Source organism: Streptomyces sp. NRRL F-5650, assembly GCF_000721365.1.
GTDB classification, from domain to species: Bacteria; Actinomycetota; Actinomycetes; order Streptomycetales; family Streptomycetaceae; genus Streptomyces; species Streptomyces ardesiacus.
In genome coordinates this window covers 41,752-63,898 of record NZ_JOGV01000016.1, presented here as the reverse complement: position 1 = coordinate 63,898, position 22,147 = coordinate 41,752, and the positions used below count along the sequence as shown (strand labels likewise).

At 72.4% G+C, this 22,147-nt stretch carries 21 protein-coding genes and 1 riboswitch; of the genes, 15 read left to right on the top strand and 6 right to left on the bottom strand.

Going from position 1 to position 22,147, the window contains the following annotated elements:
• Positions 1-117: 117 nt before the first annotated feature.
• Entirely contained in the window at positions 118-2,481 is a 2,364-nt protein-coding gene (locus IG88_RS0116665; protein WP_031041127.1) for a chitinase C-terminal domain-containing protein, read from the bottom strand.
• A gap of 215 nt (positions 2,482-2,696) precedes the next feature.
• Positions 2,697-2,827: riboswitch (FMN riboswitch) on the top strand.
• Positions 2,828-2,983: 156 nt separating this feature from the next.
• Between IG88_RS0116665 and IG88_RS0116660 the strand changes: the two genes are divergently transcribed.
• The 9 genes from IG88_RS0116660 (at position 2,984) to IG88_RS0116620 (ending at position 10,323) form a co-directional block, all read left to right on the top strand.
• Positions 2,984-3,586 (top strand): riboflavin synthase, encoded by a 603-nt coding sequence (locus IG88_RS0116660; RefSeq protein WP_031041124.1) that lies wholly within the window; start codon positions 2,984-2,986, stop codon positions 3,584-3,586.
• The gene (locus IG88_RS0116655; RefSeq protein WP_031041121.1) at positions 3,583-4,227 is read left to right on the top strand and encodes a nicotinamide mononucleotide transporter family protein; all 645 of its coding nucleotides are present in this window, start codon (positions 3,583-3,585) and stop codon (positions 4,225-4,227) included. The genes IG88_RS0116660 and IG88_RS0116655 overlap by 4 nt, the downstream gene beginning before the upstream one ends.
• A complete protein-coding gene (locus IG88_RS0116650; protein WP_031041118.1) occupies positions 4,224-5,513 on the top strand; it encodes a bifunctional 3,4-dihydroxy-2-butanone-4-phosphate synthase/GTP cyclohydrolase II in 1,290 nt (429 codons plus the stop codon). Before IG88_RS0116655 ends, IG88_RS0116650 begins: the two co-directional genes overlap by 4 nt.
• 29 nt (positions 5,514-5,542) lie before the next feature.
• A complete protein-coding gene (ribH, locus tag IG88_RS0116645; protein ID WP_031041116.1) occupies positions 5,543-6,028 on the top strand; it encodes a 6,7-dimethyl-8-ribityllumazine synthase in 486 nt (161 codons plus the stop codon).
• A gap of 33 nt (positions 6,029-6,061) precedes the next feature.
• Positions 6,062-6,334 carry a phosphoribosyl-ATP diphosphatase gene (locus tag IG88_RS0116640; RefSeq protein ID WP_030185156.1) on the top strand — a complete coding sequence of 91 codons (273 nt, stop codon included), beginning with the start codon at positions 6,062-6,064 and terminating at the stop codon, positions 6,332-6,334.
• Positions 6,335-6,381: 47 nt separating this feature from the next.
• Complete coding sequence (gene hisG / locus IG88_RS0116635) at positions 6,382-7,239, top strand: ATP phosphoribosyltransferase (RefSeq protein WP_031041114.1); 858 nt, start codon at positions 6,382-6,384, stop codon at positions 7,237-7,239.
• 38 nt (positions 7,240-7,277) lie between these two features.
• The gene (locus IG88_RS0116630) at positions 7,278-7,748 is read left to right on the top strand and encodes a PH domain-containing protein (RefSeq protein ID WP_031041113.1); all 471 of its coding nucleotides are present in this window, start codon (positions 7,278-7,280) and stop codon (positions 7,746-7,748) included.
• 203 nt (positions 7,749-7,951) lie between these two features.
• Positions 7,952-9,283: a hemolysin family protein gene (locus tag IG88_RS0116625; protein ID WP_031041111.1), complete on the top strand. Its 1,332-nt coding sequence runs from the start codon at positions 7,952-7,954 to the stop codon at positions 9,281-9,283.
• Positions 9,280-10,323: a hemolysin family protein gene (locus tag IG88_RS0116620; RefSeq protein ID WP_031041110.1), complete on the top strand. Its 1,044-nt coding sequence runs from the start codon at positions 9,280-9,282 to the stop codon at positions 10,321-10,323. The genes IG88_RS0116625 and IG88_RS0116620 overlap by 4 nt, the downstream gene beginning before the upstream one ends.
• Positions 10,324-10,419: 96 nt before the next feature.
• On the opposite strand, the gene IG88_RS0116615 is transcribed toward IG88_RS0116620, so the two are convergent.
• Positions 10,420-12,276, bottom strand: coding sequence for an AAA family ATPase (locus tag IG88_RS0116615; protein ID WP_031041108.1), 1,857 nt, complete (start codon positions 12,274-12,276; stop codon positions 10,420-10,422).
• A 427-nt stretch (positions 12,277-12,703) separates the two neighbouring features.
• On the bottom strand, positions 12,704-13,273 hold the full coding sequence (locus tag IG88_RS42620) for a uridine kinase family protein (RefSeq protein WP_234332171.1): 570 nt from the start codon (positions 13,271-13,273) through the stop codon (positions 12,704-12,706).
• A 237-nt stretch (positions 13,274-13,510) separates the two neighbouring features.
• Here IG88_RS42620 and IG88_RS0116605 point away from each other — a divergent pair, with 237 nt between their 5' ends.
• The 3 genes from IG88_RS0116605 (at position 13,511) to IG88_RS0116595 (ending at position 15,945) form a co-directional block, all read left to right on the top strand.
• Positions 13,511-14,905: a peptidase C39 family protein gene (locus IG88_RS0116605; RefSeq protein WP_031041104.1), complete on the top strand. Its 1,395-nt coding sequence runs from the start codon at positions 13,511-13,513 to the stop codon at positions 14,903-14,905.
• Between the two features lie 112 nt (positions 14,906-15,017).
• Complete coding sequence (locus IG88_RS42615; RefSeq protein WP_107452192.1) at positions 15,018-15,158, top strand: SCO1431 family membrane protein; 141 nt, start codon at positions 15,018-15,020, stop codon at positions 15,156-15,158.
• A gap of 124 nt (positions 15,159-15,282) precedes the next feature.
• Positions 15,283-15,945: a TetR/AcrR family transcriptional regulator gene (locus tag IG88_RS0116595; protein ID WP_031041099.1), complete on the top strand. Its 663-nt coding sequence runs from the start codon at positions 15,283-15,285 to the stop codon at positions 15,943-15,945.
• Positions 15,946-16,016: 71 nt separating this feature from the next.
• Here the strand turns inward: IG88_RS0116595 and IG88_RS0116590 are convergent, their stop codons facing one another.
• Positions 16,017-17,282 carry a glycoside hydrolase family 18 protein gene (locus tag IG88_RS0116590; RefSeq protein ID WP_031041096.1) on the bottom strand — a complete coding sequence of 422 codons (1,266 nt, stop codon included), beginning with the start codon at positions 17,280-17,282 and terminating at the stop codon, positions 16,017-16,019.
• Between the two features lie 367 nt (positions 17,283-17,649).
• Here IG88_RS0116590 and IG88_RS0116585 point away from each other — a divergent pair, with 367 nt between their 5' ends.
• Positions 17,650-18,822: an acyl-CoA dehydrogenase family protein gene (locus IG88_RS0116585; RefSeq protein WP_031041093.1), complete on the top strand. Its 1,173-nt coding sequence runs from the start codon at positions 17,650-17,652 to the stop codon at positions 18,820-18,822.
• On the opposite strand, the gene IG88_RS0116580 is transcribed toward IG88_RS0116585, so the two are convergent.
• Both IG88_RS0116580 and IG88_RS0116575 read right to left on the bottom strand, forming a co-directional pair.
• Positions 18,785-19,099, bottom strand: coding sequence for a hypothetical protein (locus tag IG88_RS0116580; protein ID WP_031041090.1), 315 nt, complete (start codon positions 19,097-19,099; stop codon positions 18,785-18,787). The genes IG88_RS0116585 and IG88_RS0116580 overlap by 38 nt on opposite strands.
• Before the next feature lie 169 nt (positions 19,100-19,268).
• Entirely contained in the window at positions 19,269-19,706 is a 438-nt protein-coding gene (locus IG88_RS0116575; protein WP_031041086.1) for a hypothetical protein, read from the bottom strand.
• Between the two features lie 266 nt (positions 19,707-19,972).
• Between IG88_RS0116575 and IG88_RS0116570 the strand changes: the two genes are divergently transcribed.
• Both IG88_RS0116570 and IG88_RS0116565 read left to right on the top strand, forming a co-directional pair.
• Complete coding sequence (locus IG88_RS0116570; protein WP_030399004.1) at positions 19,973-20,413, top strand: Lrp/AsnC family transcriptional regulator; 441 nt, start codon at positions 19,973-19,975, stop codon at positions 20,411-20,413.
• A gap of 89 nt (positions 20,414-20,502) precedes the next feature.
• On the top strand, positions 20,503-22,107 hold the full coding sequence (locus IG88_RS0116565; RefSeq protein ID WP_031041083.1) for an amidohydrolase: 1,605 nt from the start codon (positions 20,503-20,505) through the stop codon (positions 22,105-22,107).
• Positions 22,108-22,147 lie beyond the last annotated feature (40 nt).

Here is a 22,147-nt window from a genome sequence, read left to right as displayed (position 1 = left end):
CGGCCAGGTGCTCCTCGAAGGTTCCTTGCCGGCCGCGTGGCCGGGCGCGAGGGGGGTGGGGGGACCCGGCGGTGGGCAAGGGCCTTCGTCACCACCGCCGGGCCCGTTCGGGTGGGGTCAGCAGGCGCCGAGGTCCTGCCAGACACCCCATTCACCGGTGGTCCCGGGCTCCTCGCCCTTCGTCCACCACTTGGACTTCCACGTGTGCCCCCGGTGGGAGACGGCGGTGCCACTGCCGTACGACGCCGCCGTGTCCCAGGCCGGGGCGGCGCACTGCCCGGTGCCGCCCGTCGGGCCCGGTCCGGGAGTCCCGGTGTCCGTGGGCGTGGGGGCCGGCGTCTGCGCCCCGGGGTCCACCACCGTCGTGCCCCGGGCGAGGTCGCCGGCCAGGGCGTACGCCGTGCCGCCGATCGTCACCGTCCAGTTCGAGGGCGTCGACACGGGCAGGTAGTAGTTGAACGCCAGGTCGACGCTCCCGCCCGGGGCCAGCGACTGCCACGCCGGCAGCTTCAGCGACACCCGGTGGAAGTCACCCTTCAGGCCGCCCACGTTGCCGCCCGTGTGGTCGCTGCGGACGACCTTGGTGCCGAAGCCGGACTGGTCGGAGGCGTTCCCCGGCGCCGAGGTCGCGTAGTCGAACTGGAACTCCGTGCCGCCCGGCAGCGCGGTCCTCGTGTTGTTGGTGATCCGCAGCTTCGGCGTGATCGGGTAGTTGGAGTCGCCCAGCTTGAAGTCCGTGAACTCCACGCCCACGTCGACGGCCTGCGCCGGCAGGTCCGCGTTCGACTTCTTCGCGCCGTACGGTGCGGCCGACTTGAACCTGTCGTACATCAGCGAGGTGAGGGTGTCGCCCGGCTCGTACTGTCCCTTGGCCGCGTTCCAGCCGTAGTCGCCGGCCAGTTCCCAGATCATCGTGCCGCCGATGCCCCGGTCCACCACGTAGTCGGCCTTGGCCCCGACCGACTGCTCGTCCTCGGTGGAGAGGAAGACCTTCTTCTCGGCGTTCCACAGCCAGGGGGCGACCAGCGTCGCGTCGTACTTGCGGGCGTAGGTGCCGGTCAGCTTCGTGTCCGCCGGGAAGCCGTAGTCGGTGACGTAGTCGCCGACGATGCCCTTCTCGAGGTTCTTGGCGTGCCACATCGGGTTGGAGCCCGCCGGGGACTCCTTGCCGTTGGTGTCGAGGTCGTGCCAGAGGTTGTCGATGCCGACGGCGCCGTCACCGCACTTGGTCAGGCCGGAACCCGCCGGGCAGGAGGAGGCGGACGCCTTGCCCCACAGTCCGTCGGTTCCGCCCTGGACGTTCTTGTGGCCGCGCGTGTAGTACGGCAGGCCGATGTTGATGCGGCCGGCCGGCATGGAGCCGCGGAAGTAGTGGTAGGCCCAGTCGGTGTTCAGGTAGCCGAGGCCGCCGTACTGGGCGCTGCCGTAGACGCCCGCGGCCGCCAGCTCGGCGTCCTTGCCGTCGTCGAAGAGCGAGGCGTTCGGGCCGACGTACTCGTTCCAGGCGCCGTGCAGGTCGTACGACATGATGTTGACGTAGTCCAGGTACTTCTGGACCTGGAAGGTCTCCATGCCGCGCAGCAGGTACCCGGAGGACGGCGCGGCCACGGAGAGCAGGTAGTGCCTGCCGTCCGCGGCGCCCGCGCGGTCCAGCTTCTCGCGCAGCGTCTTCATCAGCGCCGCGTAGCCCTTGACCAGCCCGGCCCGGCGGCCGTTGGCGAGGGACCAGTCGAGCGGGTTGCCCGCGTCCTTCATCGTGGTCGGGTACTCGTAGTCGATGTCGACGCCGTTGAAGCCGTACGTGCGGACGAAGTCGACCGCCGAGTCGGCGAAGGTGTCGATGCCGGCCTGGTTGACCGAGCCGTCGGCCTTCGTGGCCATGGAGTAGAAGCCGCCGGAGTCCACCCGCGAGCCGTCGTCCGCGAAGTAGCCGCCCGTCTCGGCCCAGCCGCCCACCGAGATCATCGTCTTGACGTCGGGGTGCTGCTTCTTGAACTTGTTGAGCAGGTTGAAGTGGCCCTTGTAGGGCAGCCCGGGGTCCATCTCGGCGCCCGCCACCCCGGGCCACGTCATGCCGGTCGCCGGGTTCTTCTCGCCGTCGGGGCCGACGGAGAGCCGGTTGCCGCCGTCGACGTGCGCGAAGGCGTAGTTGATGTGGGTGATCTTGTCCCACGGGATGTCCGAGGCGAGGTAGGCCGGCTTGCCGTCCTTGCCCGTGCGCCAGCCGGTGAAGTAGCCGATCACCCGGCGCGGGTGGTCGGCGCCCATCTTCTCCCGGCCCGCCGAGTCGTAGACCGAGCAGTAGGGGACGCTGACCCCGGGTGTCTCGTAGAGCCCGTCGGGGCGACAGGATTCCTGGCCGGCGGCCTGGGAGGCGGTCGCCGGGAGGCCGGCGAGCAGTAGACCGGCGACGGCGGCGGCCCCCGCGAACAGGGCCGGCCCCGCTCTGTGGCGGGTTCTGGAGCGTGAGGGGGAAGGCACAGTCGGTTCCTCTCCACGGAAGTTGCGCAGACAGTAGAGAGGACTAGACCAGTGAGTCAATAGGTATGGACCAATCTCAAGACGGAGCGGCAGAGGCCCAGTTGGGGCCTCCCCGGTCCGGCATCGCACACCGCGGGAGCGCCCTGTGAGCCAGCCCACACGCTCCGTGCGGATGGACGCCGATCAGTCGTGGCACACTGGGCCTGTACCAGAAGCAGCGCACTCCGGGGTCGGTGAAAGTCCGAACCGGCGGTTACAGTCCGCGACCCGGTCGCTTCCAGCGGCCGGTTGACCAGGTGAAATTCCTGGACCGACGGTTAAAGTCCGGATGGGAGGCAGTGCGCGGCGGGCGAGCACACGTGCGCGCCGCCGGCCTTCGGGGCACGTCCGTCACGGACGGACCCCGTCCGGCGTCGTCGTTTCCGGTGTTCCCGTCCGTCCCTTCTGTCGTTCGTCGACAGCCCCGGAGTCCGTGCCCGAAGAGGCAGGGAGGACCCGGGAAGTGTTCACCGGAATCGTCGAAGAGCTGGGCGAGGTCACCGCCGTCGAGACCCTCGACGACGCCTGTCGCTTCCGCCTGCGCGGCCCCGCGGTCACCGAAGGAGCCCGCCACGGCGACTCCATCGCGGTCAACGGCGTCTGCCTCACGGTCGTCGACCAGGAGGGCGACGAGTTCACCGCCGACGTCATGGCCGAGACCCTGAAGCGCTCCAGCCTCGGTGTCCTCGCCGTCGGCTCCCGCGTCAACCTGGAACGCCCCACCGCCGTCGGCGCCCGGCTCGGCGGCCACATCGTGCAGGGCCACGTCGACGGCACCGGCGCGATCCTGGAGCGCGAGCCCTCCGAGCACTGGGAGCTCGTGAAGATCTCCCTGCCCGCCGGCCTCGCCCGCTACGTCGTGGAGAAGGGCTCCATCACCGTCGACGGCATCAGCCTCACCGTCGTCGACGCCGGACCCGACTTCTTCACCGTCAGCCTCATCCCCACCACCCTCGCCCTGACCACGCTGGGCGTCAAACAGCCCGGCGACCCGGTCAACCTCGAGGTCGACGTCATCGCCAAGTACGTCGAGCGGCTGCTCGGCACCCAGGGGGGCACCCGGTGAACTGGCTCAACTCCGAGGCGTTCACGCTTTTCGACCAGCACATCAAGTGGTCGGACATGACCGGCAACGTGGTCGGGCTGCTCGGCCTCGCCCTCGGCTGGCGGCGCTCGATCTGGACCTGGCCCGTGCAGTTCCTCTCCGGGCTCGTCCTCTTCGCCGCCTTCGCCACCGCCCACCTCTCCGGCAGCGCCGGCAAGCAGATCGTCGTCATGGTCGTCGCCGCCTGGGGCTTCTGGCAGTGGAACCGCGGCCGGCGGCAGAGCCAGGACGGCTCCGTCGCCGTACGGTTCGCCACCTGGCGCGAACGCGGCGCCCTGGCCGCCGCGGCCGCCGTCGGCACCCTCGCGGTGGGCGCCCTGTTCACCGCGTTCCCCACCCTGTCCTGGGACCCCTGGCCGGACGCGTACATCTTCGTCGGCACCGTCGTCGCCATGTACGCCCAGGCCCGCGGCATGGTCGAGTTCTGGTTCGCCTGGCTGCTCGTCGACCTCGTCGGCGTCCCGCTGAACTTCGCCAACGGCTTCGCCTTCTCCGGCTTCGTCTACGTCCTGTACGGCGCGCTCGTCCTGTGGGGCCTGCGCGACTGGTGGCTGCGCTCGCGCAACGCGGCCCGCCCCCTCCCGGAAGGAGCGCCCGCATGAGCACGGCACCCGTCCTCTACAGCCCCGACGGCATCGACGACCTCTCCCTCGACCCCGTCGAGCGGGCCGTCGCGGACATCGCCGCCGGCCGGCCCGTCGTGGTCGTCGACGACGAGAACCGCGAGAACGAGGGCGACCTCGTCGTCGCCGCGGAGAAGGCGACCGAGGAGATCGTCGCCTTCATGATGAGCGAGTGCCGCGGCCTGATCTGCGCCCCCATGGAGGGCGACGAACTGGACCGGCTCCGGCTCCCGCAGATGGTCGACGACAACACCGAGTCGATGAAGACCGCCTTCACCGTCTCCGTGGACGCCACCGCCGCCCACGGCGTCAGCACCGGCATCTCCGCCGCCGACCGCGCCACCACCCTGCGACTCCTGGCGAGCGGCACGGCCGAACCCGCCGACCTGGTCCGCCCCGGGCACGTCTTCCCGCTGCGCGCCCGCCCGGGCGGCGTGCTCGTGCGCAACGGGCACACCGAGGCCGCCGTCGACCTCGCCCGCCTCGCGGGCCTGCGCCCGGCCGGCGCCATCGTGGAGATCGCCGGCGAGGACGGTCGCATGCTGCGGCTGCCCGAGCTGATCCCGTTCGCCCGCAAGCACGGCCTGACGATCATCTCCATCGAGGATCTGATCGCCTACCGGCGCAGCGAGGAACCCACCGTCCGCCGCGAGGCCGAGGTCCGACTGCCCACCCGGCACGGCGAGTTCACCGCGTACGGCTACCGCTCCACCGTCGACGGCGTCGAGCACATCGCCCTCGTGCACGGCGAGATCGGCGACGGGAAGGACGTCCTGGTCCGCGTCCACTCCGAGTGCCTCACCGGCGACGTCTTCGGCTCCCAGCGCTGCGACTGCGGCCCTCAGCTCGACGCCTCCCTGGACCGCATCCAGGCCCAGGGCAGGGGAGTGGTCGTCTACCTGCGCGGCCACGAGGGACGCGGCATCGGCCTGATGTCCAAGCTGCGCGCCTACGAACTCCAGGAGCGCGGCCGCGACACCCTCGACGCCAACCTGGAGCTCGGCCTGCCCGCCGACGCCCGCGACTACGGCGCCGGGGCGCAGATCCTCGCGGACCTCGGCGTGCGCACCGTACGCCTGATGACCAACAACCCCGACAAGAGCGCCGCCCTCGAACGGCACGGCATCACGGTCACCGGTCGCGAGGCCATGCCCGTCCAGGCCGGCGAGCACAACCTCCGCTACCTGCGCACCAAGCGGGACCGGATGGGGCACGACCTGCCCTGGCTGGACACGACCCCCGTGTCCACCTGCGGCAACCAGTGAGCAAGCGAAGACGAGGAGATGCGAGACACGTGAGCGGCAAGGGTGCACCGGAACTGTCCGTACGCAACGTCGGGGACCTCAGGGTCGCCGTGATCGCGTCGCTGTGGCACGACAAGGTGATGGACGGACTGGTGGACGGCGCCCTGCGCGCCCTCGGCGAACTGGGGATCGACGAGCCGACCCTGCTCAGGGTCCCCGGCAGCTTCGAGCTCCCGGTCGTCGCCAAGGTCCTCGCGGGCCGCGGCTACGACGCGATCGTCGCCCTCGGCGTCGTCATCCGCGGCGGCACCCCCCACTTCGACTACGTGTGCCAGGGCGTCACCCAGGGCCTGGTCCAGGTCTCCGTCGAGACCGGCGTCCCCGTCGGCTTCGGCGTCCTCACCTGCGACACCGAGGAGCAGGCCCTGGACCGGGCCGGCCTCGACGGGTCCAGCGAGGACAAGGGACACGAGGCGGTGACCGCGGCCGTCGCCACGGCGGCCACGCTCCGCTCAGTATCCGAACCGTGGCGCTAGGCCCGCCGGGGCACGCGTAAAGTGGGGGCCATCATGTCCAAGAAGACGTTCGAGGAGCTGTTCACCGAGCTCCAGCACAAGGCAGCCCACGGCGACCCCGCCACCTCCCGCACCGCCGAACTGGTCGACAAGGGCGTCCACGCCATCGGCAAGAAGGTCGTCGAGGAGGCCGCGGAGGTCTGGATGGCCGCCGAGTACGAGGGCAAGGACGCGGCCGCCGAGGAGATCTCGCAGCTCCTGTACCACGTCCAGGTCATGATGGTCGCCCGCGGCATCTCCCTGGACGACGTCTACGCCCACCTGTAAGACACCGCGCCCCCTCTCTCCCCCTCCACGCAAAGGAAGCCGACCTCATGCTGCGCATCGCCGTCCCCAACAAGGGTTCCCTGTCAGGCCCCGCGGGGGAGATGCTGCATGAGGCCGGCTACCAGCAGCGCCGCGAGTCCAAGGAACTGCGGATCGTCGACCCGGTCAACGAGGTGGAGTTCTTCTACCTCCGCCCCCGCGACATCGCGATCTACGTCTCCTCCGGAAAGCTCGACATCGGCATCACCGGCCGCGACCTGCTGGTCGACTCCGGCGCCCACGCCGAGGAGATCCTCCCGCTCGGCTTCGCCCGCTCCACCTTCCGCTTCGCCGGCAGGCCCGGCGCCGCGAGCGGCATCGACGACCTCAAGGGCCGCACCGTCGCCACCTCCTACGAGGGCATCGTCGCCGCCCACCTGGCCGACCGGGGCATCGACGCCTCCGTCGTCCACCTCGACGGCGCCGTGGAGACCGCCATCGAGCTGGGCGTCGCCGAGGTCATCGCGGACGTCGTCGAGACCGGCACCTCCCTGCGCAACGCGGGCCTGGAGGTCTTCGGCGAGCCCATCATGAAGTCCGAGGCCGTCGTGATCCGCCGCTCGGACGCCGAACCCGACGAGACCACCGAGCCCAAGGTCCAGCAGTTCCTGCGCCGCCTCCAGGGCGTCCTGGTGGCCCGGACCTACGTGATGATGGACTACGACTGCCGGGTCGAGCAGTTGGAGAAGGCCGTCGCCCTCACCCCCGGCCTGGAGTCCCCGACCGTGTCCCCGCTGCACAACGAGGGCTGGGTCGCCGTCCGCGCGATGGTCCCCGCCAAGGAGGCCCAGCGGATCATGGACGACCTCTACGAGATCGGCGCCCGGGCCATCCTGACCACGGCCATCCACGCCTGCCGGCTCTGACCCGTCCCGCCGCACAGGAGCACGACCGGAGCCCCACCATGCCCGACACCACGCCGGACCACCTGCCGGCCCTGCCCGTCACCTTCCGCCCGGGACGCACCCGCGCCGTCCTGATCGTCCTCGCGGTCGTGACCTTCGTGACCGTCACGGCCCTCGGGATGCTGCTGGGCGGCCTCGGCCCCGGCGAGCGCCTCAGCTTCGTCCTGACCGCCCTCGTCCTGGCCGGCGTGCTGCTCCTGCTGGCCCGGCCCCGGGTGGTCGCCGACGAGAGCGGCGTCACCGTGGTCAACCTGACCGCCCGGCGGCACCTCGCCTGGCCCGAGGTCCTCAGGGTCAACCTCCGCCAGGGCGACCCCTGGGTCTTCCTCGACCTCAGCGACGGCACCAGCCTGCCCGCCCTGGGCATCCAGCCCGGCATCGCCCGGCAGCGCGCCCTCGCCGACGCACGAGCCCTGCGCGACCTCGTGGCGGCCCGTTCCGCCGCCCTTCCCGAGGCCCCGCGCGACTGACGCGGTGCCGCCGGGCCTGCCGCGGGCACCCTTTTCGTGATTAATCTGGGAACGAGGACGCGGCCCGTCGCGTCCTCGCCCCGTCGCTCCGCCCGGTGCGCGGGGTTCCTGCTACCCGAGGAGTGACTCCCTCCGGCGATGGACGGACCGTCCTGCAGTATCTGCGCCGCCCCCTGCTGTGACACCCCACAGGCGGCGGCATCATGACCACCCCCCTGCTGCTCCTGGCAGCCGCGCTCCTGCTGATCCTCGCCAACGGCTTCTTCGTCGCGGCCGAGTTCGGCCTGGTGACCGTCGAACGCCCCGACGCCGAGCAGGCCGCCGCGGCCGGCGACCGGCGCGCCCACCGGGTCGTCGAGTCCCTCAAGGAGCTGTCCTTCCAGCTCTCCGGCACCCAGCTCGGGATCACCCTCACCTCCCTCGTCGTCGGCATGCTCGCCGAACCGGCGCTCGCCCAGTTGCTCGACGGCCCGTTCACGGCGATCGGCGTCCCCGACGGCGCCGTCTCCGGCGTGTCGGTCGTCGTCGGCATGCTGCTGGCCTCGGCGGTCCAGATGGTGATCGGCGAGCTGGTGCCCAAGAACTGGGCGGTGTCCAAACCGCTCCAGGTCGCGCGCTTCGTCGCCGGCCCCCAGCACGCCTTCGCCCGTCTCTTCCACCCGGTGATCGCCGCGCTCAACACCGTGGCCAACCGCCTGGTCCGCGCGCTCGGCATCGAACCCGCCGACGAGCTGGCCTCCGCCCGCACCCCTGGCGAACTGGTCTCCCTGGCCCGGCACTCGGCCCGGGCCGGCACGTTGGAGCAGGACACCGCCGACCTCTTCGTACGGACCCTGTCGCTCGGCGAACTGACCGCCCAGCACGTCATGACCCCCCGCGTGAAGGTCAGCGCCCTGCACTCGTCGGCCACCGCCGAGGACGTCGTGAACCTGACCCGCGCCACCGGCCTGTCCCGCTTCCCCGTCTACCGGGAGAAGATCGACGAGGTCGTCGGCATGGTCCACCTCAAGGACGCCCTCGCCGTCCCCTCGCACGACCGGCTGCGCACCCCGGCCGGCCGCATCGCCCGCCCGGCGCTGCTGGTCCCCGAGTCCCTGCCCGTACGGCCGCTGCTGACCCGGCTGCGCAGCGAGCAGCCCATCGCGGTCGTCGTCGACGAGTACGGCGGCACGGCCGGCGTCGTCACCCTGGAGGACATCGTCGAGGAGATCGTCGGCGAGGTCCGCGACGAGCACGACGGCCTCGACGTGCCGGAACTGGCCCCGGCCCCGCCCGAGGACGGCCGCCCCGCCTGGGACGTCGACGGCAGTTGCCGCGTCGACGCCCTGCGCCGCGTCGGTCTCGAGGCGCCCGAGGGGCCGTACGAGACCGTGGCCGGACTCGTCGCCGACCTCCTCGGCCGCATCCCCGCCGTCGGCGACCGGGCCGAACTGCCCGGCTGGCGGCTCTCGGTCCGCCAGGTCGGCCACTACCGCGCCGAGCGGATACGGCTGGTGCGCACCGCGCCGGTCTCCGTGCTGGAGGCCGCCCGATGAGCATCCTGCAACTCCTCTTCGCCGCGCTGCTGGTGCTCGCCAACGGCTTCTTCGTCGGCGCGGAGTTCGCCCTCGTCTCCGTGCGCCGCAGCCAGATCGAGCCGCTCGGCACCGCCCGCGCCCGACAGGTGCTGTACGGCCTCGAACGACTGCCGCAGATGATGGCCGCCGCGCAGTTCGGCATCACCGTCTGCTCGCTGACCCTCGGCGCGGTCGCCGAGCCGACCGTCGCCCACCTGCTGGAGCCGGTCTTCGAGTGGGTCCACCTGCCGCACGGCATGATCCACCCGCTCGGCTACGTCGTCGCGCTGGCCGCCGTGGTCTTCTGCCACCTCGTCATCGGCGAGATGGTGCCGAAGAACCTCGCGATGGCCGCCCCGGAGAAGGCCGCGCTGTGGCTCAGCCCCGGCCTGGTCGCCTTCGCCCGCGTGTGCCGGCCGGTCACCGTGGCGCTCGGCGCCTGCGCGCAGGGCATCCTGCGGCTGTTCCGCGTCGAGCCCAAGGACGAGGTCGAGGCCGTCTTCACCAGCGAGCAGCTCAACCGTCTCGTGGAGGACGCCGGCCAGGCCGGCCTGCTCGACCCGGAGGAACAGGAACGGCTGGAGGACGCCCTGGAGCTGGGTTCCCGCCCGGTCACGGACGTCCTGCTCGGACGCGAGTCCCTGGTGACGGTCAGCCCCTCGGTCACACCGGGGGAGATCGTCGAGCTGACCGCCCGTACCGGATACTCGCGCTTCCCGATCGCGGCGGAACAGGGTGCCTTCATGGGCTACCTGCACGTCAAGGACGTCCTCGACCTGGAGGAGTCCGACCGTGCCGTGCCCCAGCACCTCTGGCGCCCGATGACCACGCTGCGCCCCGAACTCCCCCTGGACGACGCCCTCACGGTCATGCGCCGCGCCGCCACCCACCTGGCCCAGGTCAAGGACGCACCGGGCAGGGTGCTGGGCCTGGTCGCCCTGGAGGACGTGCTGGAACTCCTGGTCGGCGAGGTGAGGGACCCGGCGCACAGGGACAGGGAGGTGACCCTGGCCACGTAGCCCCGCTGCTGCGGGCAGTCGTGCCGCTGGGGCGGCCAGGGCGCAGCCGCACCCCGCCAACGCCGGGCTGCGCCCCCCCGCAGCCATGCCCGGCCGCTACACGGCCGACGGTCCCCCCGGCCCCCGCCCCGACAGCACCTCCCCGTACGCCTGCATCAGATCCGGCAACCGCAACGTCGCCAGATCGTCCCGGGTCAGCACCCCGGGACACACCGACAACCGCAGGTCCCGGTACGCGCAGCTCTTCTCGTACAGCGTCCGCAGGAACCGCCCGTTCCCCAACTCGTCGATCCAGCCCTGGTCCACCACGTGCCCCGCGATCGACCGCAGCTCGTCGAGCGCCTCCTCGTCCCACACGTCCCCGTTCTCCGCCGCGAGCACCTCCCCGATCGAGGTCAGCTCCAGCGGCCGGTACGACGGGAAGTCCACCCGCGTCGTGAAACGCGAGGACAGCCCGGGATTGGCGCCCAGCAGCCGGTCCATGCCCTCCGGATAGCCGGCCAGGATCACCACCAGGTGGTCCCGGTTGTCCTCGGCCCGCTTCAGCAGCACCTGCAGCGCCTCGTCGCCGTACGCGTCGCCCTTGTTGTAACCGGAGTTGGACAGGGCGTACGCCTCGTCGACGAAGAGGACGCCGCCGAGCGCGGAGTCGATCAGCTCGTTGGCCTTCACGGCGGTCTGGCCCAGGTACTCGCCGACCAGATCGGCCCGCTGCGCCTCCACCAGGTGGTCGCCGCCCAGCAGCCCGAGGGCGTAGAAGACGCGGCCCAGGATGCGGGCCACCGTGGTCTTGCCGGTGCCGGAGGGGCCGGAGAAGACGAAGTGACGTTTGGGCGGCTGCACCGGCAGACCCTGCCCCGCCCGCAGCCGGGCCATGTTCAACTGCGCGGACAGCGCCTTGACCTGACGCTTCACCGGTTCGAGGCCCACCATCCGCTCCAGCTCGGCGAGCGCCTCCTCCAGCAGCGCGGGATCGGTGGGCCCGGTGGGCAGGGACGGGTCGGGGCCGCCCGGCTTCTCGCGCACCGCTGCTCCGCCCAGGGGCGGCAGCGGCGCGACCGGAGGGGGCTCGGGCACGGAGAGCTTGACGCCGCGCTCCTCGGTGCCGAAGAGGGGGTCGAGGCCGTCCAGCCCGTCCGTCCCGACACCGGGCTGGGCGAGACCCGCGAGGTCGGCCGGGTCGTCGTAGCCGTCGCCCTCGGCGATCGCGGCCAGCCGGGCGGAGGTGTCCATGAAGGCGGGGTCGACGCGGTGCACCGCCCGGTACAGCGGGAGCGCGGCGGCGCTGCGCCCGGTGCCCTCGTGGGCCCGCGCCAGCCAGTAACGCAGTTCCTTGCGCTGCGGCTGTTCGCTGCGGCACCGCATCAGCGCCGCCGACAGCAGCGGCTCGGCCTGCCCGTACATCTCCAGGCGCACCCGGGCCATGCCGCTGAACAGGCCCGCCTCGATGCCCAGTAAGGGGTCGCCGAGCAGCGGGTCGGTGTGCCGGACGAGCTGTTCCCAGTCCTTGACGAGGTAGGCGCGGCAGGCGTGCAGGAAGCGGACCTGGGGATCGGAGTCCACCGGCGGCAGCCCGGCCAGGGCCCGGTCCAGCTCCGGAACGTGCCGGCCGTCCAGCCAGTGCGAGGCGTGCGCCAGCAGCAGGTCGCGCGGGTTCTCCAGCACGGGCTGCACCCACCAGCCGAGCCAGTACCAGGAGTTGAGGGTGCGGCGGTGGCGGGCCCGCTGCTCGCCGAAGCGGTCGCGGTTGCGGAACATTCGCAGGAGCGCGTTCGTGGTGTCGACGCGCAACGCGTGCAGTCCCAGCCAGCCGTCGGCCATCGTGGGGTCGATCCGCACCGCCGTCCGGAACTCCTCCTCCGCCTGCGGGTACGCCCCCATCGTGTAGGCGTCCACGCCCCGCAGCCAGGCGAGTTCGGCGGGGGCGGGCGGGCCCTGCGTGCCGAAGTCCATCACGTCCCCACCTACCGTGCCCCCGTCGGTATGCCGCCGAGCCGTCGCTCGCCGGCCGCCTCGGCCAACGGTGTTGCCGCGGACCGGAGTTGCAGGTGCGTGCGGCAATCTCCCGTAGCCCGCACCGAGGGCATCGTACCCGCGGCGGCCTTTCCTCCGAAGGGTGCGGGAGAGGCCGTTCCGCGAGGTCGGAGCGGGAGGGCGCACGGCGGAGCGGTGACCGAGAGTGAGCGCACGGCGCCGTGGAGCAGCCGGAAAACGCGCTCAGGGCAGAACGAAGCCCCCGATCACGGGGGAACAACCGGGGGCTTCGCGTCTGCCGGCGGCTTCGAACTGCCGCACATCCAGAACGTAAGACCTGTACGGCCCCTGGGTCAAGCGAAGTTGGGGCACGTCGGCGGGTTGCCGTGACCTGATCTTCACGAGTTCAACACATCGCCGACGGCCCGTCACGCTGCGTGAGGAAGTGGGCTCCGGTGCCGGTTCCCGCGGGCCCCGGCAGCACCTCGTACCCCTGTTCCCGCTGACGCACCAGAAGGTGCGCGAAGGGGCGTGAGGGGTCCTCGGCGAAGTGCCGGCGCTCGGCCGGGATCCACCCGTCCCAGAACGTCCGCTGCTCCGCTCCGTCGCGCGCCCGGCCGCGCGCCCACGCCTGCTCGGGGGGCAGGTCCATCCAGATCAGCCCAGCCAGGTGCGGTCGCAGCGCCGAACGGCCGGCGCCGACCCCCTCCACGAGGACCACCGGAGCGGGCGGCAGCGCACGCGGCGCGCCGAACCGCCGGGACCGCCAGTCGTACGGCGTGAGGTGCGCGGTCTCCCCGCGCCGCAGGGGCTCGATCACCTGGGCGAACAGGCGAGCGGTCCAGTCGAACAGCTCGTCGTGACTGGCGACGTCGTCGAGGTGCAGCACCGGCGCACCGTCCAGCCCGGCCGCCAGCCTCTTGGCGAAGGTGGACTTGCCGGACCCGGCGTGCCCGTCGACGCCGATCAGGCGCACGGGCCCGCAGGAGGGGGGAAGCCGGCGGAGCCGGGCTGCCAGGTCGAGGATGGCGGTTCCTGTGGGCGGGAGAGGGCGGACACGGTCACCCGCACTCTAGTCACTGGTCGACACCAATATTGGTGGCGTGGCGTGCGTGGAAGTGCTGGCAGGACCGGCCGCCTGCGGCCATAGTTGGCGCACGACCGTGCAACGACGGACCCGCCCGACCCGGACACACCTGGGGGTCTCCCGCCCATGAGCAGAGTCGAACAGCCCTCCCGCAGGACCCTCCTGGCCGCGGCCGTCGCCGCGGCCGCCGCGGCGGGCGGCGCGATCCCGGCCGCCGCCGCCCAGGCCGCGCCCGCCGCGGGCTCCGGCACAGGTGCCGCGGACCCCGGCCGCGCCGCCTCCCCGCGAGCGGTCGACTACCGCGCCTGGACCACGTTCGAGGACTGGCGCGGCGGGACCGCGAAGGGGGTCCGCGCCGTCGCGGGCGCCCGCCCCGGCGTCGTGATCGGCGCCCCGGCCGGCACCACCGACTACACCGACCCGCACACCGGCACCACCGCCGCCTGGGAGTACGCGACCTGGACCTCGCCCGTCCACCGGCTCCCGGTGCCCGCGACGGAGGTCATCGCGTCCTGGAACGCGCACACGCCGGCCGGTACCTGGATCCAGGTGGAGCTCGAGGGCACCTACACCGACGGCACGGCCACCCCCCGGTACGTCCTCGGCCGCTGGACGGCCGGTGACGGCGAGCAGGACATCAGGCGGACCTCGGTCGACGGCCAGAGCGACGGCAAGAGCAGCATCTGGACCGACACCTTCTCCATCGACGACGCCTCCACCGGCCTGCGCCTGGTCTCCTACCGGCTCCGGCTCACCCTCCACCGCCGTCCCGGCACGCGCACCACGCCCACCGTCTGGCGGCTGGGCGCGATGGGCTCCGACGTCCCCGACCGCTTCACCGTCCCGGCCTCCACGCCGCGCCACGCCGGGGAACTGCGCGTCCCGCGCTACTCGCAGGAGATCCACAAGGGCCAGTACCCCGAGTACGACAACGGCGGCGAGGCCTGGTGCAGCCCCACCTCCTCGCAGATGATCGTCGAGTACTGGGGCGGCCGTCTCACGGAGGAGCAACTGGCCTGGGTGGACCCCTCCTACGCCGACCCGCAGGTCTGCCACGCCGCCCGGTACACCTACGACAACCAGTACGAGGGCTGCGGCAACTGGCCCTTCAACGCCGCCTACGCCGCCACGTTCAAGGGCCTCCAGGGCGTGGTCACCCGCCTCGGCTCCCTCGCGGACCTGGAGACGCTGATCGCGGCCGGCATCCCGGCGATCACGTCCCAGTCGTTCCTGGCGGAGGAGCTGACCGGGGCGGGGTACGGCACCTCGGGACATCTGATGACCGTGATCGGCTTCACCGCCGACGGCGACGTGATCGCCAACGACCCGGCCTCGCACGACAACGACGCCGTGCGCCGTGTCTACCGGCGGCGGGAGTGGGAGAACATCTGGCTGCGGACCAAGCGGTACAACGCCAGTGGCAAGGTCGTCTCCGGCACCGGCGGCGTCTGCTACCTGTACTTCCCGGCCCACCCGAGCCCGCGCCAGCGCAAGGCGCTCGCGGCGGTGGGCGTGCGCTGACCCGTGCCGCTGTGACCAAGCTCTCGGCCGCACAAGCCGCTCACGGTGGCAAAGTGGACACCGTGAGCGGGGGGAATCCGCCGCAGCCGAAGCCCGAGACCAGCGAGAAGCCATGAGCGCACACACCACAGCCGCCGCCCGCGCCCGTACCGGCGGCCCCAAGCCCGACGGCCCGAAGATCCTCGAGCACGTCATGGGCTGGGTCCTCGTCGTGGTGGTCGCGATGCTCGTGGTCCGGCTGGGCCTCCTGTGACGTGTCCCGGGGCTCCGGCGGCGTGACCCGGGCCGTCCGTGACGTGACCCGGGTGTGACCTGCCCCACGACCCGACCTGCCATACTGCGGATGTCCCGCCGCCCGTTGGAGACCAGGGTCGAAATTGAATATCAGTCAACAGCGTGCCGACACCCGTCCCCGGGCGCGCGGCACCGAGCGCTCGGCGGCACGTCGCGCCGAACTCATCGCCATCGGGCGGAAGTTGTTCGCCGACACGTCGTACGACGCGCTCTCGATGGACGACATCGCCCGCCAGGCGCATGTCGCCAAGGGGCTGATCTACTACTACTTCCAGTCCAAGCGGGGCTACTACCTGGCGATCGTCGAGGACTCCGTCGCCGACCTCGTCACCACCGCGGCGCGCGGCCACGAACTGCCGCAGGTGGACCGCGTCCAGCGCACCATCGACGGCTATCTGCGCTACGCCGAGCACAACCAGGCCGCCTACCGCACCATCGTCAGCGGCGGCGTCGGCTTCGACGCCGAGGTGCACGCCATCCGGGACGGGGTGCGCGAGGCGATCGTCGTCACCATCGCCGAAGGGGCGTACGGACGCTCGGACATCGGGCCGCTGGCCCGGATGGGCCTGCTCGCCTGGGTGTGCAGCGTCGAGGGCGCCACCCTGGACTGGATCGGCCGCCCGGAACTGGCCCGCGCGACCATGTGCGCACTGCTCGTGAAGTCGCTGGGCGGCACGCTGCGCGCCATCGAGGAACTGGACCCCGCCTGTCCGGCCCCGGCCCCGGCGCGCCGCGACGACGCCTGACGGCGCACGGACGGAGGGGTGGCGACCCGAGCCGGTCTCCGCCCCTCCGCCCCCCGTGTGCGCCGGACGGTTCAGTCGATCGCCTTGATCAGCTCACCGTCGGCGGTGTCGCCGCTCAGCTCCCAGAAGAAGGTGCCGCCCAGACCCTGCTCGTTCTTGTACGCCATCTTGGTGGCGATGGTCTGCGGGGTGTCGTAACTCCACCAGTCGCTGCCGCACTTGGCGTAGGCGGTGCCGCCCACCGTGCCGGTCGCGGGGCAACTGGTCTTGAGCACCTTGTAGTCCTCGATGCCGTTCTCGTACGTGCCCTTCGCGGGCCCGGTCGCGGTGCCGCCCGGTTCCGCCTGGGTGACGCCGGTCCAGCCGCGGCCGTAGAAGCCGAGCCCGAGCAGGAGCTTGGAGGACGGGACGCCGAGGCCCTTGAGCTTCGCGATCGTCGCCGAGGTGTGGAAGTCCTCCTTCGGGATGCCGGAGTACGAGGTCAGCGGCGAGTGGGGGGCCGTCGGTCCGGTGGCGTCCCAGGCGCCGAAGAAGTCGTACGTCATCGGGTTGTACCAGTCGACGTACTGCGCGGCGCCCGCGTAGTCCGCCGCGTCGATCTTGCCGCCGGAGGTGGCGTCGGCCGTGATCGCGGCGGTGACCAGGTAGTCCTGGCCGAACTTGGCGCGCAGGGCGCTCATCAGCTTCGGGAAGGCCTCGCGGCCGCTGGTGTCGCAGCTCAGGCCGCAGGCGTTCGGGTACTCCCAGTCGATGTCGATGCCGTCGAAGACGTCGGCCCACTTCGAGTTCTCGACCAGGTCGTAGCAGGACTGCGCGAACGCCTCCGGGTTCTGGGCGGCCTGCGCGAAGCCGCCGGACCAGGTCCAGCCGCCGAACGACCAGAGGATCTTCAGGTCCGGGTGCTTCTTCTTCAGCTTGAGCAGTTGGTTGAAGTTGCCGCGCAGCGGCTGGTCCCAGGTGTCGGCGACGCCGTCCACCGAGTCGGCCGCGGTGTAGGCCCGGTCGGTCGCCGCGTAGGCGTCGCCCATGGCGCACTTGCCGCCGGTGACGTTGCCGAACGAGTAGTTGATGTGGGTGAGTTTGCCGGCGGAGCCCGAGGACTCGATGTTCTTGACGTGGTAATTGCGGTCGTAGACGCCCCATTCGGTGAAGTAGCCGACGACCTTGGACCCGGCCGCGGCCTGCGCGGCGGGTGCCTGGGCCGGCCCGGCGGGTGCCGCGGCGGTGGCCGTGGCCGGACCGGCGCCGGCCAGCAGCCCGGCGCCGAGGGCGGCGGTGCACAGGGCGGACAGGAGCGCCCGGACGGGGCGGACGCGGGGGAGGTGCGGGACGTGCATCGGGTGTCTCCTCGTGGGGGGAAGAGGGAACGCGCGCCGATTGGCATGAACGCGTTAAGGCGTTCGGTTCGTCACCGTAGGAGGACTAGACCAGTGCGTCAATGGTGCGGACCAATTTCGGGATCACGAACCCGCGATTCGTGCCCGCGGGGCCCGGTGCGGGCGATTTCCCGAATTCTTCGAGTAAGCGGTCGTTAACTGGTGACTCCGTGCCCCTGATCGGGCATACTCACAGCGCACAGCCGCTGGTCAGACGCCTCCGCGACCCGGAAGCGCGAGGACCGGCCAGGCCCGAACGACCCGGCGGAGCCGCCTCCACCCAAGGCTCACGCCCGCCGATGTGCCCGACAGGGAGGAGAGCGTCGACATGCCCGACCGCGCCCCGCAGCCGGTGGACCGGCAACTGCCCACGGACGAGGCCCGGGACCTGATCTCGCTCGTCCGCGACATCGCGCAGCGTGAGATCGTCCCCGGCGCGGCCGAGGAGGAGGACGCCGGACGCTTCCCGCGCGAGGTCTTCACCCTCCTGTCCGACTCCGGCCTCCTCGGGCTTCCCTACGACGCCGAGTTCGGCGGCGGCGAGCAGCCCTACGAGGTCTACCTCCAGGTCCTGGAGGAGCTGGCCGCGGCGCGGCTCACCGTCGGCCTCGGTGTCAGCGTGCACACCCTCGCCTCCTACGCCCTCGCCACCCATGGCACCAAGGAGCAGCAGGCCGAGCACCTGCCCGTGATGCTCGGCGGCGGTCTGCTCGGCGCCTACTGCCTCTCCGAACCCGCCTCCGGCTCCGACGCCGCCTCGCTGCGCACCAAGGCCGTGCGCGACGGGGACGACTGGGTGATCACCGGTACCAAGGCGTGGATCACGCACGGCGGCATCGCCGACTTCTACACCGTCATGGCGCGCACCGGCGAGGACGGGCCGCGCGGCATCACCGCCTTCCTGGTCCCCGGCGACGCCGACGGCCTGAGCGCCGCGGCGCCGGAGAAAAAGATGGGGCTCAAGGGCTCGCCCACCGCGCAGGTCCACCTCGACGGGGTGCGGGTGCCCGACGCCCGGCGCATCGGCGACGAGGGGCAGGGCTTCGCGATCGCGCTGTCCGCGCTCGACTCCGGCCGGCTCGGCATCGCCGCCTGCGCCATCGGTGTGGCCCAGGCGGCGCTGGACGAGGCGGTGTCCTACGCGGCCGAGCGCCGGCAGTTCGGCAAGCCGATCGTCGACTTCCAGGGGCTGCGCTTCATGCTCGCCGACATGGCGACGCAGATCGAGGCCGGCCGCGCCCTGTACCTGACGGCGGCCCGGCTGCGCGACGCCGGGCTCCCGTTCGCCAAGCAGGCCGCCATGGCCAAGCTGCACTGCACCGACACGGCGATGCGCGTCACCACCGACGCCGTGCAGGTCCTCGGCGGGTACGGCTACACCGCCGACTTCCCGGCCGAGCGCTACCTGCGCGAGGCCAAGGTGCTGCAGATCGTCGAGGGCACCAACCAGATCCAGCGGATGGTCATCGCCCGTCACCTCGCGGGTCCCGAGGAGCGCTGAGACCGGCGGCGACGGCGAGGCCGCCGTCGGCCCGGACATCACCGGTGGTGAAGAAGTCGCCGGTGGCGAAGCCGCCGAGCCCGCGCGGCGGTTCCGCGAGCCTGACCCACTCCGGGTCGTGGCGTCCCGGCAGGGTGCGGCCGCCGTCGGCCCAGGTCCGCATCAGCTCGCGGTAGATCGGCGGGTCCGGGATCTGCGGGGCCGGGGGAACCGGCCCCGCGGCAACGGGTACGAACACGCGGCGCCGACTCCCGGTCGACGAGTACGTGGGGGTCATGCCCGGGCAACGCGTGGCGGCGCGGGCAGGTCACCGCCGGACGCAATCGAGCGTGAGTTCGCGAGTGTCCACGGACAAGTGCCGGGCGCCGGGGGCCGCCTGACGGCCCGTCGTCCGCCGCTCGCGTCACGGCTTTGCGGACACCGTGACGCGGGCCGGTACCGCTTCCTCAGGCCGCTTCGCGGCGCATCGTCGGCACCCGCATCGGGCGCGAGCCCGGGCCGCCGACGTGGGAGAAGGGCTGGGTCCGCCAGTCGAGACCCCGGGGGAGCGTCAACAGCAGGGCGGTGTCCTGCTCGTGGGGCAGGAACGACTCGTCCGCGGGACGTGCCTCGGTGGCCCGGCGGCCGGTGCCGACGCAGACCGTGAGCCCGAACGGGTTCCATGGCGAGGCGCACAGCGCGTGCTCGGGCAGCGTCTCCTCGTCCGCCAGCAGCGCGATGGGCTGCGCGCAGTCCGGGCAGATCACCCGGTACATCTCGAAGGTGTCGTAGGCGTCGGGCTCCTCGTCGTCGAAGACGTCCGGTTCGACGCCCTCCGATACGGGCTGGACGACCGGCTGCTGCCGCTTGGACGTGGTACGACCAGGGCGCTTAAGACTCTGCATGGGATCTCCCCCTCGGGCTGGGCCGTGACGGCACTGCGGCCTCGACCACAGCAAGCACTTCCCGTCCCCCCGCCGGGGTAATCACGGGAACATTACGGAGAACGTTCAACCAGTGTGGCCTTCGTCACATGCCGCTCGCAGGTGCCCCGTGTGGCGGGTTTGTCCCCGCCCGTCCGCCGCCCGACGCCCCGTCACATCACGAACGGGGCATGACCTGGGCCGTTCGGCTGTCGGAGGAGATCAACCGCACGGTAGGTTCTTGCGCCATGGAGGAGCTGGACCGACAGATCGTGCGGCTGCTGGTCAAGGACGGGCGGATGAGCTACACCGACCTGGGCAAGGCCACGGGCCTGTCCACGTCGGCCGTGCACCAGCGGGTGCGGCGGCTGGAACAGCGGGGCGTCATCCGCGGTTACGCGGCCGAGGTCGACCCGGAGGCCGTCGGGCTGCCCATGACCGCCTTCATCTCGGTCAAGCCGTTCGACCCCAGCGCCCCCGACGACATCGCGGACCGCCTCGCCGGCGTCCCCGAGATCGAGGCCTGCCACAGCGTCGCGGGCGACGAGAACTACATCCTCAAGGTCCGGGTGGCCACCCCCCACGAGCTGGAGGAACTGCTCGCGCGCGTCCGCTCCCTCGCCGGCGTCTCCACCCGTACGACCGTGGTCCTGTCGACCCCGTACGAGGCACGGCCGCCGCGGATCTGACCGGCGCCGCGAGTCGGCACCGGACCCCGCCCGGCTCCCCGGCCGCCCCGACTGCCCGGCGCGGCCCGCCAGGGGCGAGACTGGTGCCCATGAGTGAGTCCACCACCCCGTCCTCGACCGTCCTGCTGCGCCGCGGCGAGGTCCACAGTCCCGCCGACCCCTTCGCGACGGCCATGGTCGTCGAGCGCGGCCAGGTCGCCTGGGTCGGCTCGGAGGGCGCCGCGGACGCCTTCGCGGACGGGGTCGACGAGGTGATCGACCTGGACGGCGCCCTCGTCACCCCGGCGTTCACCGACGCACACGTGCACACCACCGCCACGGGCCTCGCGCTCACCGGCCTCGACCTGACCGGCGCCGCCTCCCGCGAGGCCGCCCTCGCCCTCGTACGGGACTTCGCCGCCGCCCGCCCGGACGACCGGGTGCTCCTCGGTCACGGCTGGGACACCGCCCGCTGGCCCGACGGACGGCCCCCGGCCCGCGCCGAACTGGACGCGGCCACCGGCGGCCGTCCCCTCTACCTCAGCCGCGTCGACGTCCACTCGGCCGTCGTCACCACCGCGCTGCTCGACCTGGTGCCCGGCGGCCTCCCCCGCGGCGACGGTCCGCTCACCGGCGACGCCCACCACGCCGTACGCGCCGCCGCCCTCGGGGCCGTCGCCCCGGCCCAGCGTGCCGAGGCCCAGCGTGCCGCCCTCGCGCACGCCGCCTCCCTCGGCATCGGAACCGTTCACGAATGCGCAGGCCCGCAGATCTCCTCCGAGGACGACCTCACCGGCCTGCTGCGCCTGTCGGCCGGGGAACCGGGTCCGCGGGTCGTCGGCTACTGGGCCGAGCAGGACGTCGACAAGGCGCGCGAGCTGGGCGCCGTCGGCGCCGCCGGCGACCTCTTCGTCGACGGCTCCCTCGGCTCGCACACCGCCTGCCTGCACCAGCCCTACGCCGACGCCGGCCACACCGGCACCGCCCACCTGGACGCCGACGCCGTCGCCGCCCACGTCGTCGCCTGCACCGACGCGGGCCTCCAGGCGGGCTTCCACGCCATCGGGGACGCCGCCGTGACCGCCGTCGTGGCGGGAGTGCGCGCCGCCGCCGAGAAGGTGGGCCTCGCCCGCGTCCGGGCCGCCCGGCACCGGATCGAGCACGCCGAGATGCTCACCCCCGAGACCGTCGCGGCCTTCGCCGAACTGGGCCTGACCGCCTCCGTCCAGCCCGCCTTCGACGCGCTCTGGGGCGGCGAGGAGGGCATGTACGCCCAGCGCCTGGGTGCCGAGCGGGCCCGCACACTCAACCCCTACGCGGCCCTGCTGCGCGCCGGTGTACCGCTCGCCTTCGGCTCCGACAGCCCGGTCACCCCCCTCGACCCCTGGGGCACCGTCCGCGCCGCCGCCTTCCACCGGACCCCGGAGCACCGCGTCTCCGTCCGCGCGGCGTTCACGGCGCACACGCGCGGCGGCTGGCGGGCGGTCGGCCGCGACGACGCGGGCGTCCTGGTGCCGGGCGCGCCCGCGGACTACGCCGTGTGGCGCACCGGCGACCTCGTGGTCCAGGCCCCGGACGACCGGGTGGCGCGCTGGTCGACCGACCCGCGCTCGGGCACGCCCGGCCTGCCCGACCTGGCCCCCGGCCTCGACCTGCCGGTCTGCCTGCGTACCGTGGTGGGCGGCCGGACCGTCTTCGTACGGCCGGGCGAGTGATCTCCACGGCCGACGGGGCGGTGATCTTCGCACGGCCACG